At 66.6% G+C, this 18,751-nt stretch carries 17 protein-coding genes and 1 pseudogene; 8 read left to right on the plus strand and 10 right to left on the minus strand.

What is annotated here, in order from left to right:
* Window positions 1-166: 166 nt before the first annotated feature.
* The gene (gltB, locus tag Ga0102493_RS14745) at window positions 167-4,807 is read left to right on the plus strand and encodes a glutamate synthase large subunit (protein WP_034902390.1); all 4,641 of its coding nucleotides are present in this window, start codon (window positions 167-169) and stop codon (window positions 4,805-4,807) included.
* Between the two features lie 18 nt (window positions 4,808-4,825).
* Window positions 4,826-6,262, plus strand: coding sequence for a glutamate synthase subunit beta (locus tag Ga0102493_RS14750; RefSeq protein ID WP_034902393.1), 1,437 nt, complete (start codon window positions 4,826-4,828; stop codon window positions 6,260-6,262).
* Window positions 6,263-6,339: 77 nt separating this feature from the next.
* Here Ga0102493_RS14750 and Ga0102493_RS14755 read toward each other — a convergent pair whose 3' ends face one another.
* The 3 genes from Ga0102493_RS14755 to ung are packed head-to-tail and all read right to left on the minus strand — an operon-like array spanning window position 6,340 to window position 8,206.
* Window positions 6,340-7,122 carry an enoyl-CoA hydratase gene (locus Ga0102493_RS14755; protein ID WP_150132495.1) on the minus strand — a complete coding sequence of 261 codons (783 nt, stop codon included), beginning with the start codon at window positions 7,120-7,122 and terminating at the stop codon, window positions 6,340-6,342.
* 10 nt (window positions 7,123-7,132) lie between these two features.
* Complete coding sequence (locus Ga0102493_RS14760) at window positions 7,133-7,468, minus strand: TraR/DksA C4-type zinc finger protein (protein WP_034902396.1); 336 nt, start codon at window positions 7,466-7,468, stop codon at window positions 7,133-7,135.
* Between the two features lie 42 nt (window positions 7,469-7,510).
* On the minus strand, window positions 7,511-8,206 hold the full coding sequence (gene ung / locus Ga0102493_RS14765) for a uracil-DNA glycosylase (protein WP_034902399.1): 696 nt from the start codon (window positions 8,204-8,206) through the stop codon (window positions 7,511-7,513).
* An 82-nt stretch (window positions 8,207-8,288) separates the two neighbouring features.
* On the opposite strand from ung, the gene Ga0102493_RS14770 reads away from it, so the two are divergent.
* Genes Ga0102493_RS14770 through Ga0102493_RS14780 form a run of 3 tightly spaced genes read left to right on the plus strand, consistent with a single transcriptional unit; the run spans window position 8,289 to window position 10,171 of the window.
* Window positions 8,289-8,909, plus strand: a complete 621-nt coding sequence (locus Ga0102493_RS14770) for a ribonuclease D (RefSeq protein WP_034902402.1) — start codon at window positions 8,289-8,291, stop codon at window positions 8,907-8,909.
* 15 nt (window positions 8,910-8,924) lie between these two features.
* Window positions 8,925-9,608, plus strand: a complete 684-nt coding sequence (gene lptC, locus Ga0102493_RS14775; protein ID WP_051697789.1) for an LPS export ABC transporter periplasmic protein LptC — start codon at window positions 8,925-8,927, stop codon at window positions 9,606-9,608.
* Window positions 9,605-10,171 (plus strand): LptA/OstA family protein, encoded by a 567-nt coding sequence (locus Ga0102493_RS14780; RefSeq protein ID WP_034902405.1) that lies wholly within the window; start codon window positions 9,605-9,607, stop codon window positions 10,169-10,171. The genes lptC and Ga0102493_RS14780 overlap by 4 nt, the downstream gene beginning before the upstream one ends.
* A 61-nt stretch (window positions 10,172-10,232) precedes the next feature.
* On the opposite strand, the pseudogene Ga0102493_RS16045 reads toward Ga0102493_RS14780, so the two are convergent.
* From Ga0102493_RS16045 to Ga0102493_RS14805, 7 genes and pseudogenes are all read right to left on the minus strand, one after another.
* A pseudogene (locus Ga0102493_RS16045) lies at window positions 10,233-10,967 on the minus strand (sugar transferase).
* Window positions 10,928-11,386, minus strand: coding sequence for a hypothetical protein (locus tag Ga0102493_RS16050; protein WP_150132496.1), 459 nt, complete (start codon window positions 11,384-11,386; stop codon window positions 10,928-10,930). The pseudogene Ga0102493_RS16045 and the gene Ga0102493_RS16050 overlap by 40 nt, the downstream one beginning before the upstream one ends.
* A gap of 15 nt (window positions 11,387-11,401) precedes the next feature.
* On the minus strand, window positions 11,402-11,578 hold the full coding sequence (locus Ga0102493_RS16210) for a hypothetical protein (protein ID WP_161490079.1): 177 nt from the start codon (window positions 11,576-11,578) through the stop codon (window positions 11,402-11,404).
* Between the two features lie 113 nt (window positions 11,579-11,691).
* A complete protein-coding gene (locus tag Ga0102493_RS14790; protein ID WP_034902408.1) occupies window positions 11,692-12,756 on the minus strand; it encodes a DNA polymerase III subunit delta in 1,065 nt (354 codons plus the stop codon).
* Window positions 12,757-12,763: 7 nt separating this feature from the next.
* Window positions 12,764-13,282 carry an LPS assembly lipoprotein LptE gene (gene lptE / locus Ga0102493_RS14795; RefSeq protein ID WP_034902411.1) on the minus strand — a complete coding sequence of 173 codons (519 nt, stop codon included), beginning with the start codon at window positions 13,280-13,282 and terminating at the stop codon, window positions 12,764-12,766.
* Entirely contained in the window at window positions 13,282-15,807 is a 2,526-nt protein-coding gene (gene leuS, locus Ga0102493_RS14800; RefSeq protein ID WP_034902414.1) for a leucine--tRNA ligase, read from the minus strand. Before leuS ends, lptE begins: the two co-directional genes overlap by 1 nt.
* 59 nt (window positions 15,808-15,866) lie before the next feature.
* Window positions 15,867-16,319: a DUF3576 domain-containing protein gene (locus Ga0102493_RS14805; RefSeq protein ID WP_034902417.1), complete on the minus strand. Its 453-nt coding sequence runs from the start codon at window positions 16,317-16,319 to the stop codon at window positions 15,867-15,869.
* Window positions 16,320-16,711: 392 nt separating this feature from the next.
* On the opposite strand from Ga0102493_RS14805, the gene Ga0102493_RS14810 reads away from it, so the two are divergent.
* The 3 genes from Ga0102493_RS14810 (at window position 16,712) to Ga0102493_RS14820 (ending at window position 18,746) form a co-directional block, all read left to right on the plus strand.
* On the plus strand, window positions 16,712-17,461 hold the full coding sequence (locus Ga0102493_RS14810; protein WP_034902419.1) for a hypothetical protein: 750 nt from the start codon (window positions 16,712-16,714) through the stop codon (window positions 17,459-17,461).
* 116 nt (window positions 17,462-17,577) lie between these two features.
* Complete coding sequence (gene phbB, locus Ga0102493_RS14815; protein ID WP_034902422.1) at window positions 17,578-18,300, plus strand: acetoacetyl-CoA reductase; 723 nt, start codon at window positions 17,578-17,580, stop codon at window positions 18,298-18,300.
* A gap of 26 nt (window positions 18,301-18,326) precedes the next feature.
* Window positions 18,327-18,746 (plus strand): RidA family protein, encoded by a 420-nt coding sequence (locus Ga0102493_RS14820; protein ID WP_034902424.1) that lies wholly within the window; start codon window positions 18,327-18,329, stop codon window positions 18,744-18,746.
* Window positions 18,747-18,751: the final 5 nt, after the last annotated feature.

Genomic DNA, 18,751 nt, shown 5'->3' on the forward strand with positions numbered 1-18,751 from the left:
GGTTGCAAAATCGCTTTTGCATCGCCATTAGATTGGTGACCTGCGTGGGGCGGGCGATGTCGCTTGCCCCATGCCGAAACACCTGCCGGCGAACCCCCTCGCGGCCGGCCCCGACCGAACCGGAAAAGGGCCCGCGAGCCGGCATCTGACAGAGTGGACCTGAGCCATGGGATATCCAGCTTCCCAGGGTCTTTACGACCCGCGAAACGAACATGACGCCTGCGGTGTCGGCATGGTCGCCCATATCAAGGGCGCGAAAAGCCATGCCATCATCCAGCAGGCGCTCGAGATACTGGAGAAGCTCGACCATCGCGGCGCGGTGGGGGCGGACCCGCTGCTGGGGGACGGGGCGGGCCTGCTGATCCAGATTCCCGACCCGCTCTTCCGGCGCTGGGCGGACGAGCATGGCCACGACCTGCCGCAACCGGGCGATTACGCGGTCGCCATGTGTTTCATGCCGCAGGACGATGCGGCGCGCGATTTCGTGTCCAAGAGTTTCGAGACCTTCACCGAGAAGGAAGGCCAGCGCTTCATCGGCTGGCGCGACGTGCCCGTCACATTGGACGGGCTGGGCGATGCGGTGATCGAATCGATGCCGGTGATCCGCCAGGCCGTGATCGCGCGCGGCGAAAGCTGCGCCGACCAGGACGCGTTCGAACGCAAGCTGATCGTCATCCGCAAGCAGGTCCAGAACCCGCTCGCCCAGCTCGAAGTAAAGAAGGACCTGCCGGGCCTCACCGAAACCTACCTGCCGAGCTTTTCGAGCCGCACGATCGTCTACAAGGGCCTGCTGCTGGCGACCCAGGTGGGTAGTTTTTACGACGATCTGCGCGATCCCGATTGCGTCAGCGCGCTGGGCCTCGTCCACCAGCGTTTCTCGACCAACACCTTCCCGTCGTGGCGGCTCGCCCACCCCTATCGCTTCATGGCGCATAACGGCGAGATCAACACGGTGCGCGGCAACGTGAACTGGATGAACGCGCGCCGCCGCACGATGGAAAGCGAGCTGCTCGGCCCCGATCTCGACAAGATGTGGCCGATCATCCCGCACGGGCAATCGGACACGGCCTGCCTCGACAACGCATTGGAACTGCTGCTGGCGGGCGGATATTCGCTGCCGCACGCGATGATGATGCTCATTCCCGAGGCGTGGGCGGGCAATGACCTGATGGACCCCGACCGCCGGGCCTTCTACGAATATCACGCCGCGCTGATGGAGCCGTGGGACGGCCCGGCCGCGGTGTGCTTCACCGACGGGCGCCAGATCGGCGCGACTCTGGACCGCAACGGCCTGCGCCCCGCGCGCTATTGCGTGACGAAGGACGACCTCGTCTGCCTCGCTTCGGAAAGCGGCGTGCTGCCGTTCGCCGAGGAGGAGATCGTGCGCAAATGGCGGCTCCAGCCGGGCAAGATGCTGCTGATCGACCTCGAGGAAGGCCGCATCATCGAGGACGAGGAACTGAAAGCGGATCTCGCCCGCGCCGAACCGTTCGCGAAATGGCTCGAACAGGCGCAGTTCAAGCTCGAGGACATCGACCATATCGAGCCCGACCTTGCCGCCGTGCCGGAAGGGCCGACCAGCCTGCTCGAACGCCAGCAGGCCTTCGGTTACACGCAGGAGGACCTTGCGCGCTTCCTCGAACCGATGGGCGTGAAGGGCGACGATCCCGTGGGCTCGATGGGGACCGACACCCCGCTCGCCGTGCTGTCGGACCGGTCGCGCCTGCTCTACGATTATTTCAAGCAGAACTTCGCGCAGGTCACCAACCCGCCGATCGACCCGATCCGCGAGGAACTGGTGATGAGCCTGACCTCGATGATCGGACCCCGGCCCAACCTGCTCGGCCACGATGCGGGCACGCACAAGCGGCTCGAAGTCGACCAGCCGATCCTCAGGAACGAGGATCTGGCCAAGATCCGATCGGTCGAGGAAGCGCTCGACGGCGCGTTCCGCTGCGCGACGATCGACATCACATGGGACGCCGAAACCGGGGCCGAGGGCCTCGAGATGGCGCTCAAGGAAATGTGCTGGGCCGCGACCGAGGCGGTTCTGCAGGACCACAACATCCTGATCCTGTCGGACCGCACGCAGGACAAAGATCGCGTGCCGATGCCCGCCCTGCTCGCCACCGCGGCGGTGCACCACCATCTCGTGCGGCAGGGCCTGCGCATGCAGACCGGCCTCGTCGTCGAGACCGGCGAGGCGCGCGAAGTGCACCATTTCTGCGTCCTTGCAGGCTATGGCGCCGAGGCGATCAACCCTTACGTCGCGTTCGAAACGCTCGAGGACCTGCGCGCGAGAAAGCATCCCGACCTGTCCTCCGAGGAGGTCCAGCGCAATTACATCAAGGGCGTCGGCAAGGGCATCCGCAAGGTCATGTCCAAGATGGGGATTTCGACCTACCAGTCCTATTGCGGCGCGCAGATCTTCGACGCGGTCGGGCTGAGCAGCGAATTCGTCGATAAATATTTCACCGGCACCGCCAGCATGATCGAAGGCATCGGCCTTGCCGAGGTCGCCGAGGAGGCGCTGCGCCGCCACGCCCAGGCATACGGCGACAACCCGCTGTACAAGTCGATGCTGGATGTCGGCGGCATCTACCAGTTCCGCCTGCGCGGCGAACAGCACGCCTGGACGCCGGAAAACATCGCCAAGCTGCAGCACGCGGTGCGCGGGAACAAGCCCAAGGATTACGAGGAATTCGCGGCCTCGATCAACGAGCAGTCCGAACGCCTGCTGACGATCCGCGGCCTCCTTGAATTCCGCAAGGCAGACGAACCGCTGCCCCTAGAAGAGGTAGAACCGGCCTCCGAAATCGTGAAGCGTTTCTCTACGGGCGCGATGAGCTTCGGCTCGATCAGCCACGAAGCGCATTCGACCCTCGCCATCGCGATGAACCGCATCGGCGGACGCTCGAACACGGGCGAGGGCGGCGAGGAGCCGTTTCGCTTCAAGCCCATGGAATCGGGCGATTCGATGCGCAGCCGGATCAAGCAGGTCGCATCGGGCCGCTTCGGCGTGACGACCGAATATCTCGTCAATTCGGACGACATCCAGATCAAGATGGCCCAGGGCGCAAAGCCCGGCGAAGGCGGCCAGCTGCCCGGCCACAAGGTCGACAAGCGGATCGGCGCGGTGCGCTATTCGACCCCGGGCGTCGGCCTCATCTCCCCGCCGCCGCATCACGACATCTATTCGATCGAGGATCTCGCCCAGCTGATCCACGATCTCAAGAACGTGAACCCCGAGGCGCGGATTTCGGTGAAGCTCGTCTCCGAAGTCGGCGTCGGCACGGTCGCTGCCGGCGTATCCAAGGCGCGCGCGGACCATGTGACGATTTCCGGCTATGACGGCGGGACGGGCGCGTCGCCGCTCACATCGCTCACCCATGCCGGGAGCCCGTGGGAAATCGGCCTTGCCGAAACGCAGCAGACGCTGCTCCTCAACGATCTGCGCAGCCGCATCGCGGTGCAGGTCGATGGTGGGCTTCGCACGGGGCGCGACGTCGCTATCGGTGCGCTATTGGGCGCGGACGAATTCGGCTTTGCCACCGCCCCGCTGATCGCGGCGGGCTGCATCATGATGCGCAAATGCCATCTCAACACCTGCCCGGTCGGCGTCGCCACGCAGGACCCGGTGCTGCGCGCGCGCTTCATGGGCCAGCCCGAACACGTCGTGAACTACATGTTCTACGTCGCCGAGGAGCTCCGCCAGATCATGGCCGAAATGGGCTTCCGCACGGTCGACGAGATGGTCGGCCGGGTCGACCGGCTCGATTTCACGCGGATGGACCGCCACTGGAAGGCGCGCGGGATCGATCTTACCCGCATCCTCCACCGCGTCCCGCTCGCCGACAATGCGAGCCTGCGCAACACCGACGTGCAGGATCACGGGCTCGATGCCGCGATGGACAATGTCCTGATCGAGGAGTGCCGCGAAGCGATCGCGAACGGCACCCCGGTCGAACTTCGCCACGACGTCCGCAACGTCAACCGCACGGTCGGCACGATGCTCTCGGGCGAAATCGCGCGCGCGCGCGGCCATGAAGGCCTGCCGCCCGACACGGTGCGCATCCACCTTACCGGGGTCGCAGGCCAGAGCTTCGGCGCATGGCTCGCGCATGGCGTTACGCTCGATCTGGTGGGCGATGCGAACGATTATGTCGGCAAGGGCCTGTCGGGCGGCCGCATCGTCGTGCGCCAGCCAGAGGGCGTTCCGCGCATCGCCTCTTCCAACATCATCGTTGGCAACACCGTCCTTTACGGCGCGATCGCGGGCGAGGCCTATTTCGGCGGCGTCGCGGGCGAACGCTTCGCCGTCAGGAATTCGGGCGCGATCGCGGTGGTCGAAGGCACGGGCGACCATGCCTGCGAATACATGACCGGGGGCGTCGTCGTCGTACTCGGCCAGACCGGGCGCAATTTCGCCGCCGGGATGAGCGGCGGGCTAGCCTATGTCTACGACCCCGAAGGCACGTTCTCGAAGCTCGTCAACCACGCGCAGGTGGACCTCGCACCGGTAAGCACCGAACCCGACCGCGAGGAAGGGCTGGGGCGGCCGTCGCAGCGCGCGCGTTCGGTCCACGATTTCGGCATGGGCGACATGCTGCGCCACGATGCCGAAAGGCTGCGCATCCTCGTCGAACGGCACCAGCTCCACACCGGCAGCGCGGTCGCGGGCGAAATGCTGGCCGATTGGGACAAGGCGCTTTCGAATTTCGTCAAGGTCATGCCGCGCGATTACAAGCGCGCGCTCGAAGCGCTCGAGGCAGAGCGGCTCGAAGCGGAAAGCGTCGCGGCGGAATAAGGCTCAAGGGATACGCAAATGGGCAAGGAAACCGGGTTTCTCGAACTGGATCGGCGCGAACGCGACTATCTCGATCCCTCCGAGCGGCTGAAGAATTACCGCGAATTCGTCGTCCCGCCGGACGATGCGACCCTGGCCAGGCAGGCCTCGCGCTGCATGGATTGCGGGATTCCGTATTGTCACAATGGCTGTCCGGTGAACAATCTGATCCCGGACTGGAACCATCTTGTCTACGAGAACGACTGGAGGAATGCGCTCGACCTGCTGCATTCCACCAACAATTTCCCCGAATTCACCGGCCGCATCTGCCCGGCGCCTTGCGAGGCGAGCTGCACGCTCAACATCGTCGACCAGCCGGTCACCATCAAGTCGATCGAATGCGCCATCGTCGATCGCGGGTGGCAGGAAGGCTGGATCACGCCCCAGCTTCCCCAGCGCAAGACCGGCAAGTCGGTCGCCGTCATCGGTTCGGGCCCGGCAGGCCTCGCCGCCGCACAGCAGCTCGCGCGTGCCGGGCACTCGGTCACCGTGTTCGAGAAGTCGGACCGCGTCGGCGGGCTGCTTCGCTACGGCATTCCCGACTTCAAGATGGAAAAGCACCTCATCAACCGCCGCTGCGTGCAGATGGAGGCCGAAGGGGTCACCTTCCGCACCAACAAGGAAGTCGGCGTCGACATCTCTTTCAAGACGCTGGATGAGAATTTCGACGCGATCGTGCTTGCCGGTGGAGCCGAGGATGCACGCGCTCTCGCCATTCCGGGCGCGGAAATGCCGGGCGTGCGCCTCGCGATGGAATTCCTGACCCAGCAGAACAAGCGCGTCGCGGGCGATGACGAAGTCCGCGCGGCCCCGCGCGGCTCGCTCCTCGCCACAGGCAAGGACGTGGTCGTGATCGGCGGCGGCGACACCGGATCAGACTGCGTCGGCACGTCCAACCGGCAGGGCGCGAAAAGCGTCACCCAGCTCGAAATCATGCCCAAGCCTCCGGAAAGGGAAGACAAGGCGCTGACCTGGCCCGACTGGCCGCTCAAGCTGCGCACCTCCTCGAGCCACGAAGAAGGCGCCAATCGCGACTGGGCGGTGCTGACCAAGCGCGTCGTCGGCGATGGCGAAAAGGTCACCGGCCTCGAATGCGCGCGGGTCGAATGGGTGAACGGCGAAATGCGCGAGATCGTCGGCAGCGAATTCACGATACCCGCCGATCTCATCCTGCTCGCCATGGGCTTCACCGGTCCGAAGAAGGCGGGCCTGCTCGAACAGGCGGCGGTCGAACTGACCGATCGCGGCAACGTCAAGGCCGACACCGACAATTACGCCACCAACGTTCCGGGCGTGTGGGCCTGCGGCGACATGCGGCGCGGGCAGAGCCTCGTCGTGTGGGCGATCCGCGAAGGCCGCCAGGCGGCCCGCGCGGTGGACGAGGCGCTGATGGGGGCCTCTGAACTGCCGCGCTGACGGCGAAGGGCGCGCCTGAGAGCAGACTGTTCGCTTGCGGCCTTGGCCGCGCCGCGTTCCGATCCGCGAAAGCCGACCTAACCCTGCCCGCGTCCGCGTTCCTGCACGGCGGCGCGGCGGGCCTCCACATCTGCCGGAGAGACAGCGCTGTTCGCCGCGCTCGAGCGTTCGGCCTCAATCGCCATGCCCTCCGAAAAACTGGCGGCATAGCCATCGTCGATCAGGCGCTTGTACCCGGCGAGGAAGGCGGGGTCGATCTGCGCCATGTCCGCCGCTAGCCGACGCGCGAACGGCAGGAGATCCGCGGGCGTGGTCACGTGATTGACGAGGCCCCAGTCCTGCGCCGTCGCGGCGTCGAGGAAATTGCCGGTGAAGGCGAGTTCCTTGGCCCGGCTGATGCCGATCATGCGCGGCAGCTTCTGCGACAGGCCCCAGCCCGGCACGATGCCCACGCGCGCATGTGTGTCGGCGAAGCGGGCCGTGCTGCTCGCGATCAGCACGTCGCAGGCCAGCGCGACCTCGAACCCGCCGGTGATCGCGACGCCGTTCACCGCCCCGATAACGGGCTTTGCGCAGACCTCGATCGCGCGCACCGGGTTGTCGGCGGGGTCGGTCGCGTTGGCGCTGCCCAGCGCCCCTTGATCGCTGCCCAGTTCCTTGAGGTCGAGCCCGGCGGTGAAAGCCCGCTCGCCCGCACCGGTAAGGATCACGGCGCGCACGTCCTCGCGCGCGTCCACCTCGACCATCACTTCGTAGAGCCGCCGTCTGAGCGCGCGGTTCAATGCGTTCATTGCCTCCGGGCGATTGAGCGTCACGGAGGCGATGCCGCCTGCAACATCGAGCAGCACTGTATCGGTCATGTCATTCCCCCTATCCGCCGCCGGCAGCGCAGCTGACACAGGTCGCCGCGCTCGGATCGTGGTCAAGCCGCTTTTCCGCGATTTCCTCGCCGCAGGTGGCGCACCAGCCCCATTCGCCCTCGTCCAGCCGCGCGAGCGCCGCCGCGACCCGCCGCCGTTCGCCTTCGCGCCGGCGTTCCTGCGCCTGCGCCATGGCCTGCTGCTGCATCGCGTCCATCCGCGACAGGCGCCCGACGCTGTCCTGCTGGAGCGTAACGGGAGCGCGTCCCTCGGCCCCGGCGCGGTCCTCCTCGTCGAGCTCGGATGCTCGGCGCTCGAGCCTCTGTCTCGCTTCGTCCTCTGTCATGGGCGCGACTGTCCTACAGCAGCCCCCGCGACGCAAGCCGCGTCACAGCGACCAGTCGATCGCGCCCCGCCCGTTCGCCTCGAGAAATTCGTTCGCCTGGCTGAACGGGCGCGAGCCGAAGAAACCCGCATAGGCCGAAAGCGGGCTGGGATGGGGCGAGGTGAGGACAAGATGGTGCGCCCCCCTGCCCAGCCCCGGCACGCGCCCCGCCTTTTTCTTCGCATGGCTGCCCCACAGGATGAAGACGGTGGGCTGCCCGTTTGCCGCCACCGCGGCGACGCAGGCATCGGTGATCGCGTCCCAGCCGCGCCCGGCATGGCTGCCCGCCTGCCCCGCCTCGACCGTCAGCGTGTTGTTGAGCAGCAGCACGCCCTGTTCGGCCCATTTCGACAGGTCGCCCGTCTGCGGTCGCGCAAGGCCGAGATCGCTTTCCAGCTCCTTGAAGATGTTGACCAGCGAGGGCGGCGGTCGGACGCCGTGGCGCACCGAAAAGGCAAGGCCATGCGCCTGCCCGGGCCCGTGATAGGGATCCTGTCCGAGGATCACGACGCGCACCTTGTCGAGCGGGGTCATGGCGAGCGCGGCGAGCCGGCTCCCCCGCGGGGGATAGACCTGCTTGCCCGCTGCCTCCTCTCCCCTAAGCCACCCGCCGAGCCGCCGCGCCTCGGGCGTGCCGAGAACCGGATCGAGTGCCGCGCGCCAGCTTTCGGGGACGGGATCGGAGGCATGGTCGGACATGGCTCTCAGTCTACGCCGTCCCCGCCACGCCGCGCCACTCGGCCCTTCCCCTCTATCCCCAATCGGCGTAGGGCGATTGCCCATGACAGTGCATTTCCACGAAGAAGACCTGCCCCCCGGCGTGCTCGCCGGGACCGGCGCGCTCGCCGTCGATACCGAGACGATGGGCCTTGTCACCCACCGCGACCGGCTGTGCCTCGTTCAGATTTCCGACGGGTCGAGCGATGAACATCTCGTCCGGTTCGCTCCGGGCAGCGATTACGCCGCGCCCAATCTCAAATCGGTGCTGGCCGACCCCGCTCGGCTCAAGCTCTACCATTACGCCCGTTTCGACCTTGCCGCGCTGCATTACTATCTCGGCGTGATGGCCGCGCCCGTGTTCTGCACCAAGATCGCGAGCAAGCTCACGCGCACCTATACCGACCGCCACGGGCTCAAGAACCTGACTGACGAACTGCTTGGCGAAAGCATTTCCAAGCAGCAGCAGAGTTCCGACTGGGGCGGGCCCGAACTGAGCGAGGCGCAGCGCGACTACGCCGCCTCGGACGTGCGTTTCCTCCACCGGCTGCAGGACGAACTGACGAAGCGGCTGGAGCGCGAGGGGCGCATGGAGATCGCGCAGGCCTGTTTCGACTTCCTCCCCACCCGCGCCCTGCTCGACATCGCCGGATGGGCCGAGCACGACATCTTCAGCCACAGCTGATGCCCCGGTGATGCCATGGTGAGCGAGCCCATCGCGACGCGCAAACGCATCGAGACCGACGAGGCGAAGGCGCTGCGATCGAAGCGGCAGCATTTCGCCGCGCCCGGCGGATCGCACGATCGGCTGGTCGGCTTTCTCGCGCGCGCTCTGCCGGTTGGCGTCGGGATCGTCGCCGGTCTGATGGTGATAACGCCCCTGTCCCCGCGCGGCGAGGTGAGCTTTCTGCTCGACCGCAACAAGGTGGCGATGATCGACGAGCGGCTGAGCGTCGACAACGCGATGTATCGCGGGCGCGACGATCGCGGGCGGCCGTTCTCGCTGATGGCGGGCGAGGCGGTGCAGCGATCGAGCGCGGAGGGGCTGGTGCGGATGGAGGATCTCGTCGCGCAGATCCTGCTGCCCGAAGGCCCCGCCCGGCTCGCCGCACAGGGCGGCGTCTACGATATCGACGCCGAAGTGGTCGATGTTCTGGGCCCCGTCCGGCTGACGGCGGCGGACGGCTATTCGATGACCGCACGCGGGGTCTCGGTCGATCTCAGGCAGCGCCTAATGACCGGCGACGAGGGGGTCGAGGGCGCGGTCCCGGCGGGCACCTTTTCGGCGGATACGATCCGCGCCGACATCGCCGCGCGCACGCTGACGCTCGAAGGCAATGCGCGGCTCACCATGATTCCCGGCAAGCTGAGGATGCCGCAATGACCCTTTCGCCCGATCACGTTTCCCGCCCGTTCGCCCGCACCGCCATCGCCTGGGGTGCGGCGGGCTTTCTCGGCACTCTGGCGCTGACGGGGGGCATCGCCTCCCATGCGCAGTCGATCGCGAGCCACAATTCGCGCGCGCCGGTGAACTACGCCGCCGACCGGATCGAACTGCAGGACCGCGCCAACCGGGTCGTGCTGTCGGGCGGGGTGGTGATCGACCAGGCCGACCTCACGCTCACGGCGGCGCGCACTATCGTCAGCTATGATGACAGCGGCGACCTCAGGATCGACCGCATCACCGCGACTGGCGGCGTCGTCGTCACCCGCGGCAACGAACGCGCCAGCGGATCGAGCGCGATCTACGATTTCAACCGCCGGATCATAACCATGGCGGGCGATGTGCGCCTCAAGCGCGGGACCGACACATTGAACGGCGGGCGGCTGGTGATCGACCTCGAAAGCGGGCTGTCGAGCGTCGACGGGCGTGCCTCAGGAAGCGGGGCGAGCGCCCCCCCCGGCGGGCGCGTGACGGGAAGCTTCCAGGTCCCGCGAGAGGACTGAACGCGCGATCGCGAGGGCCCCCGCGCAAGTCGGTCCGCAAAGGCGGCCTCGATCGGCGCGCTCAATACGCATTCGCGTGGCGCAGAACCAGGACCGTCTTCAGCAGGATCTCCATGTCGCGCATCAGCGACCAGCCGGAAATGCATTCGAGATCGGCCTGCAACCGATTCGTGAGGTCCTTCTCCTCCTCGGTCGCCCCGCGATAGTCGCGCACCTGCGCAAGTCCGGTGAGGCCGGGCTTGAGGCAATGACGCTGCCAGTAATTAGCGTCGATGTCCCAGAACAGCTTGTTGTTCGCCCTGCTTCCCAGCGCGTTCGGGCGCGCGCCGACGACCGACACCTCGCCTTTCAGCACGTTGATGAGCTGCGGCAGTTCGTTGATCGAGGTGCGCCGGATGAAAGCGCCGATCCGGGTGATGCGGTCATCGTCGCGCGCGGTCGAACGGTCGCCGTTGGTATTGAGCCCCTCCGCCCGCATCTAGCGGAATCTGTACATCTCGAAGAACTGGTTGCCGCGCCCCATCCGGCGCTGGACGAAGAAGACGGGGCCGCGATCCTCGAACTTTATCAGGACGCCGATCACCAGGAAAAGCGGCAACAGCGCGATCAGCGCGCCCGCCGCGACGGCGATGTCGGACGCCCGCTTGAGAACGCGCGAGCGCAGGCTCAGCGGCCCGTGCGAGACGACCAGGGTGGGGCGGTCCTGGTCCTCGTAGCGATGCACCCCCACCGCGCCGAGCCGGTGGGCCGGCTCGCTCACGATCTCGCCATAGACGCCCGCCGACTTGAGCAGCACGGCCCAGCCGGTCGCGCATGTAGGGATAGTGGATAGTGGCTCGACGGATCGAGATCGTATTTATCGGCCGAAACCGCCGTCACCCCGGCCAGCGCGAAGCTCAGCCCGCCGTACTCGATAATCAGTTCAATGCGCACGCAGCCCTGCCAGAACCGCTCGATCGCAAGCGGGACTAGCCGCCTCAGGACAACCAGCAGTAGGGCGGTCAGCGCGAGGCCAAACGTCACTGAACTGCGGCTGAACTGGGCATTGGACTTGGTGTAGAAGGCGACAAAATTGAGCGGCGCCGCCGACAGGTCGAACGCGGTCAGCGTCTTGCGTACGGCAAAGCCCCAGTCCGTCAGGGCGCGCATGCCATAGGTGCGGTTGTAGAGTGCGATGGTGAAATAGAGCGGTACCAGCGTCTGCGTGGCGAGCATGGTGCGAGGGTCCCATCAACCCGCGCCCGAGATCAGCCCGCCGAACGAAAAGCCCATCTGGATCAGCAGCCCGTCGAGCAGCAGCAGGACGATATAGGCCCGCAGCCGCCGCCGCTCGAGCGACGGCAGGGCCTTGCGATCCACGTCATCGGGTTCGCTCGCTCGCGCCAGATCGGTGGTGAGTTCGTTCACGCGCTATCGCACCCCCGCATAGTGCGACCCCCGACTACGTAGAATCACTTATCGGTTTAGTAAGCATAAGCAGGGTGTTTTTGCAGGTGCGAAGAGCGTGTCGCCCTGTTTCGCTATCGCCTCGCGGCAAAGCGGGCGATCTGCGCGAGGTCCTGCGCCAGCAGCAATTCGGCCGCCTGGCTGTTGGAGAGCAGGGCGCGGTGCAGCGCGACCAGCCGGGGCACCAGACGGTCGAGCCGGCGGGCGTTCGATCCGGGCCGTTCGGGCAGGCTCCAGCGGGCATATTGGTGGGCGACCTCCTTCTCCTCCTTCCAGAAGATGCCGAGCCTTGCCCTTGCCCCCTTGTCGAGATTGCCGAACGATCCGCGCGGGCCGACCTGCGCCATGATCCGTGCCAGCAAGGCCGCACGCCGTTCGAGCGCGAGCAGCAGCCCGACCGGGTTGAGCCCGTGTTCGCGCATCCGCCTGAGTTCGCCCGGAAGCAGCCCGACTTCCCCACCGAGCACTGCGTTGACGACCGGCTGGAACCCGTCCTCTTCCGTCGCAGCGCCGATCGCGTCGAGATCCTCCGCCGTCGCGGGCCGCGGCGCCTGCGGGTCGGCGCCGACATAAAGCGCGAGCTTGTCGACCTCTGACCGGGCTAGCCGCAGGTCGAGCCCGGAAGCGCCCGCGATCCGTTCGGCAAGGTCGCCGCCGAGCCGCAGCCCGGCGGCATCGGCCATGGCCCTGACCGCGGCGGCAACGGTCGAAAGGTCGGGCGGATAGAACATGCCGACCAGCGCATCGCCGCGCTTTTCGAGCAACTTGGCGCTGCGCGACTTGTCGGTGGCGCTGCTGGCGACGACTATAACCGGGGCGGCCTCGCCCGCGCCCGCATCGCTCGTCTCGATCATGACCGAAAGCGCATCATGCGCCTCGTCGCCGCTCGCGCGCACGATGATGTGGCGCTTTTCGCCGAACAGCGAGGCCGAGCGCGCCTCGTCGCCGAGCCGGGCGGGATCGCCTTTCAGTTCCGCGCCCGACAATTCGACCCGCTCGCCCGGATCGGGAAGGGATTCAACGACGCTGTTCGCCGCCGCCCATGCGCCCGCCTCGTCCGGCCCGCAGAAAAAGAAGATCGAGGCCTGCGAAGCCGTGCGCGGCAGGCCCCGGGCGAAGTCCTTCTGGGTCGCCTTCATCGCGCCGTCATTGCGCCGGCTCGGCCCCTGCGCGCTCCTGTTCCCTGAGAGCGAGCGCGATGCTCGTCGCCATGCGGTCGGCGACTTCCTCGGCGAGGTTTTCAAGGGCGGTCTGTTCGGCTGCGATAGTCGCGTATTCGCTCGACACCACGTCGATCCCCGCATCCGACCCAGCGGTCGCATCGAGCACGATCTTGCCCGTGGTGATGTCGACCAGCTGGTAACGCGCGCGCAATATTCGCCGCTCGCGGCTGATCGTGTCGTCGTTGAGAACGCCCAGCGCCTCGAGCGAATCGTCCAGTCGCACGTCGAGCCGGTAGCGCGTCGGCGCATCGCCCGCCGCGCCCAGCCGATCCTCAAGCGCGTTGCGAACGAGCCAGCCGCCGCGCCCGGGGATAGCGGGCACGTCGACTGCCGCGAGGCCCTGCGCCACCGCGGCATTGCCTCCGCCCGCATACATCGGCTGCAATCCGCAGGCGGCAAGCGCCAGTGCGAGCGGCGCGATGAAGGCGGCTCCCGCGCGCATCAGGTAACGATGTTGACCAGCCGGTCGGGCACGACGATCACCTTGCGAATTTCCGCTCCATCCAGTGAACGCTGGACCTTCTCGGAGGCGAGCGCAAGCGCTTCGAGGTCTTCTTTCGAGGCGCCCTTGGGCGCGGTCAGCGTGTCGCGCAGCTTGCCCTTGTGCTGCACCGCGATGGTGACTTCGTCCTCGACCAGCAGGGTAGGGTCGTGCTGCGGCCACGGCGCGTTGGCGATGAGGCCTTCTCCGCCCATGTTCGACCATGCCTCTTCCGCAAGATGGGGCATCATCGGGGCAACGAGCTTTGCGATGGTTTCGATCGCGTAGCGCCGCGACGCCGTGATGTTGGCTTTCTCGACCGCATTGACCAGTTCGTAGATCCGGGCGACCGCCTTGTTGAAGCCGAGCGCCTCGATGTCCTCGGCAACGCCGACGATGGTCTGGTGAACCTTGCGCAGCAGGCCCTTGTCCTCGCCTTCGAGGGTCATGTCGGGATATTGGCCGAACAGCCGCCACAGGCGCTGGACGAACCGGGAGCAGCCCTCGATGCCGCTGTCCGACCACGGCAGGTCGCGCTCGGGCGGGCTGTCGGACAGCATGAACCAGCGCACCGCGTCGGCGCCGTATTGTTCGATGATGCGATCGGGATCGACGACGTTCTTCTTGGACTTCGACATCTTGACGACGCGGCCCGCGGTGACGGGCTGGCCGCTTTCGATGTGGAAGTAATCCTCGCCGTCGCGGCGCACTTCATCAGGTGAGAGCCAGCTGCCATCGCCCAGCGCATAGGTCTCGTGCGTGACCATGCCCTGCGTGAACAGCGCGGCGAATGGCTCCTTCACCGACAGCTTGCCGATAGCGCTGAGCGCGCGGGTCCAGAACCGGGCATAGAGCAGGTGCAGGATCGCGTGTTCGACCCCGCCGATATAGTGCTGCACCGGCAGCCACTTGGCGATCTCGTCGGCGTCGAAGGGCTTGTCGTCGGGCTGCGAGGCGAAGCGCAGGAAATACCACGAGCTGTCGACGAAGGTGTCGAGCGTGTCGGTCTCGCGCCGCGCCTCGCCGCCGCATTCGGGGCAGGTCGTGTGCTTCCAGGTCGGGTGGCGTTCGAGCGGGTTGCCGGGCGTTTCGAAATCGACGTCCTCGGGCAGCTTCACCGGCAGCTGGTCCCGGGGTACGGGGACGATGCCGCAGGCGTCGCAATGGACGAAGGGAATGGGTGTGCCCCAGTAACGCTGGCGCGAGACGCCCCAGTCGCGCAGGCGCCAGACGGTCGTGCCCCTGCCCCAGCCTTCGGCTTCGGCGCGGGCGATGACCTCGGCCTTGGCCTGTTCGACGGTCATGCGATCGAGGAAGTCCGAATTGACGATCACCCCGTCGCCCGCCTCCGCCTCGCCCTTGAAAGGTTCGTCGGCCCTGGCCGGGTCGGAGGCGACGACGCGCGCGATGGGAAGATCGTATTTGGTCGCGAATTCGAAATCGCGCTGGTCGTGGCCGGGCACGCCCATGACCGCGCCCGTGCCGTAATCCATCAGCACGAAGTTCGCGATGAAGAGCGGCATGTCCTCGCCGGTGAAGGGGTGCTTCGCGGCGATGTCGGTCCGGTAGCCCAGCTTCTCCGCCGTCTCGAGCGCGGCCGCCGTGGTCGCTCCGCGCTTGCATTGGGCGATGAAGTCGGCGACCGCCGGATCATCGGCGAGCCCCTGCGCGACCGGGTGATCGGCCGCGACCGCGACGAAGCTCGCGCCGAAGATCGTGTCGGGCCGGGTGGTGTAGACGGGCAGCTTTTCGCCCGATGACAGGTCAAAGCTGAATTCGAGCCCCTGCGACTTGCCGATCCAGTTCTCCTGCATCAGCCGCACCTTGTCCGGCCAGTTCTCCAGCGCGTCGAGCCCTGCGAGCAAGTCCTCGGCGAAATCGGTGATCTTCAGGAACCACTGGTCGAGCTTGCGCTTCTCCACCTCCGCGCCCGAACGCCAGCCCTTGCCGTCGATCACCTGTTCGTTCGCCAGCACGGTCATGTCGACCGGGTCCCAGTTCACCGTCGAGGAGCGGCGATAGACGAGGCCGCCCTCGTAAAGGTCGAGGAACAGCGCCTGTTCGTGGCCGTAATATTCGGGCTCGCAGGTGGCGATCTCGCGGCTCCAGTCGAGCGCGAAGCCAATGCGCTTCAGCTGCGCCTTCATCTGTTCGATATTGGCGCGGGTCCATTCGCCCGGGTGGACATTCTTTTCCATCGCCGCGTTTTCGGCCGGCATCCCGAAAGCGTCCCAGCCCATCGGGTGGAGCACTTCGTCCCCGCGCATCCGGCGGTAGCGGGCAAGGACATCGCCCATCGTGTAATTGCGAACATGGCCCATGTGGATGCGTCCCGAGGGATAGGGGAACATCTCGAGGATGTAGCTTTTCGGCTTTTCGCTTTCGGAAGCGGCGGTGAAGGTGCCCGCGTCCTCCCACGCCTTCTGCCACCGCGCGTCGGCTCGCGCGGGATCGAAACGGCCGGTATCCTTGGTGTCGTCGGTCATGGCCGGTGCTTTATGGATTTCGGCGGCAAATGGAAGCGCCGCGGCGGCTTAATTCCCGCTCAGGAACTCATCGCCTTGCGCCTGAGGTCGCGCGCCTTGGTGAGGATGATGTCCTCAAGCCGCTGGACCGTCGCCGCCTGCACCGGGGCTTCGACCCAGGTGCCGTCCTGGCGGACCTGGCGGCTCGCCGCGACGCGCAGCGCGTCGGCACGCAGCTGCTGGTCGAGGATGGTGATGGTAAGCTTCACGCGTTCTTCCGGATTGCCCGGATTGGCGTACCAGTCGGTCACGACCACGCCCCCCGCGCTGTCGGCGCTCGCCAGCGGGGCAAAGCTGACCGTCTCGAGCGCGGCGCGCCAGAGATAGGCGTTGACCCCGATCGCGTTGATCTGGGCGCTCGGCAGTTCGCTGGTCGGACGCTCGCGCCCGCCGCAGGCCGCGAGCAGGCCGATGGCGGCGCAGGCCGCGATGACGCGCGCCGGGGTGGATTGTGCGAATTGGGCCGGGGTCACCGTTGAAACACCTCTTGAAGTCCGTCTGTGGACTTGGCTCTATACCTTTCACGCACCGCGCGGCAAGCGCTGCCGCGAATCGCTCCGCTGCCCTTTCGCCCGCCTGAACGGTCCCGCTACGGCACGGCGGCGCGCGGCCCGGGCGAGAGTCTGTGTGCCCGGCGCAACAGGTTCGGGACGAAGCGCGGCGCGCCTTTCGGGAATCGTTGCACGGAACTCACTGGCCGCCCATATTCTCACCGTGCGATAATATGGGTGTGTGCTAATTGGCCGTTCATGCCTATGCTGCACATTGGACAGCGTCCGAATCTCCTGCCGCCGCCAACGGCCGCAGGACGGTTTCGGGAACAGCCTCTCAAGCGGGGCGAATACGGAAAGGCTTTGAAAGAGCAATGAAAAGCGGGGCGATCAGGACGGCGACGAAGCGGCTGAGGCTGCCGCGTCTTGCCGTGATCGGCGCGCTCGCGATCGCATTGCCCAGCGCCGGCCTCGCCCTCGTCACCAGCGGGAATGCCGATTCGGCGCTCGAAGCGACCGGTTTCGACCTCTTCACCCCGGCTTCGGTCGATCCGCAGCTGGCAGCACGGGTCGCTGAGCGGGTGGGGACCAGGGGTATCCGCTTCACCCCGGCAGGCTCCGCCTCGACCGACGCCGAACGCACCGTGACCGTCGCCGTGCGAATCGACGACGGCAGGAAGGCGCAGGCGATTTCGGTGCGCGATGCTATCAAGCAGGCGCCCGGCACCGGGACCGGCATCGCTGCGCTCACCCAGAGCAAGTTCAATCTCGGCACGGCGCGCGGCTATCAGAGCTTCGCACGCACGATCGAACTGCCCTCTTCGGTGCGCGACATGTCGATGCCCGACCTCGCCGAATTCGAACCGTCGCGCCGCAAGGAAGAGCCTTCGCGCCTCAAGCCGCGGATCGAGCTCGAGCCGGAGCAGATCGCCGGGCGCTCGCCCAACACGCTCGATTCCATCTCGGCCCAGACGGTCGGCGTCGGCGGCAGCTTCAGCCTCTCGCCCAATCTCGATGTGACCGCGGGCGTGCGCTATTCGCAGGAACGCGAACGGCTCGACCCGCTGACCAATTCGGTCAAGGACAGCCAGGCGGTCTACGTCGGGACGCAGATAAAGTTCTGATCCCCCGCAAACCCGCCTGACGCATAAGGACATACCCCGCCCCGGCGGGGTTTTTCTTTGCGCGCAGGCTCATGAGGGCTACGCTCGCGCGGGGTGCTGCAAGGGGAGTAATGCCAATGGGCCGAGTTGCCATCATAACCGGGGGAACGCGCGGAATCGGACGCGCGATCTGCGAAGCGTTGAAGGCCGACGGACTTACAGTGGTCGCCAATTACGCCGGCAATGACGAGGCCGCGCGCCAATGCGCCGACACGCTCGGCATCCATTGCTACAAATGGGACGTGGGCGACCACGAAGCCACGCTCGCCGGGTGCGCGCAGGTCGCAAGGGATGTCGGGCCGGTCGACGTGGTGGTCAACAATGCCGGGATCACCCGCGATGCGACGCTTCACAAGATGAGCTTCGACGACTGGAACGAGGTCATGCGCATCAATCTGGGCGGCTGCTTCAACATGGCCAAGGCGTGTTTTCCCGGCATGCGCGAGCGCGGCTGGGGCCGGATCGTCAATATCGGCTCGATCAACGGGCAGGCGGGCCAATACGGGCAGGTCAATTACGCCGCGGCGAAATCGGGCATTCACGGTTTCACCAAGGCGCTGGCGCAGGAAGGCGCGAAATCGGGCGTGACGGTGAACGCGATCGCCCCGGGCTATATCGACACCGACATGGTCGCCGCCGTGCCTGACACGGTGCTGGAGAAGATCGTCGCCAGGATTCCGGTCGGCAGGCTCGGCCAGGCGCACGAAATCGCGCGCGGCGTCAGCTTTCTCGTCAGCGAGGATGCGGGCTTCGTCACCGGCTCGACCATGAGCATCAATGGCGGCCAGCACATGTATTGAAGGGTCGCCAAAAGGGGGGAAGGCGCATGGAACTGACAACGCACAATCCGAGCCCGTGGCTCGAACATTTCGGGTTCAACCACGCTGTCGAGGTGAGGGGGGCCGATCGCACGCTCTATTGCTCGGGCCAGACCGCGTCCGACGCGCAAGGCGCCCCGCTCCATCCGGGCGACCTCGTCGCGCAATATCGCAGCGCGTGGGACAATCTGGTCACGCTGCTCGCCGCCGCCGACATGACGCCCGCCAATCTCGTGCGGCTCAACATCTTCACGACCGACGTGCCCGCCTTCATGGACGTGGCCGAAACCCTCACCGGGATCCATGTCGAAGCCGGGGCGCAGGTTGCCTGCACGCTGATCGGCGTGGGCGCGCTCTACGCCCCCGAAGTGCTGGTCGAGATCGAGGCGACTGCGGTCGCGGGGGCGGTCGCGGGGGCGGCTTCCTGATCGCT

The organism is Erythrobacter litoralis (assembly GCF_001719165.1).
Lineage (GTDB): Bacteria > Pseudomonadota > Alphaproteobacteria > Sphingomonadales > Sphingomonadaceae > Erythrobacter > Erythrobacter litoralis.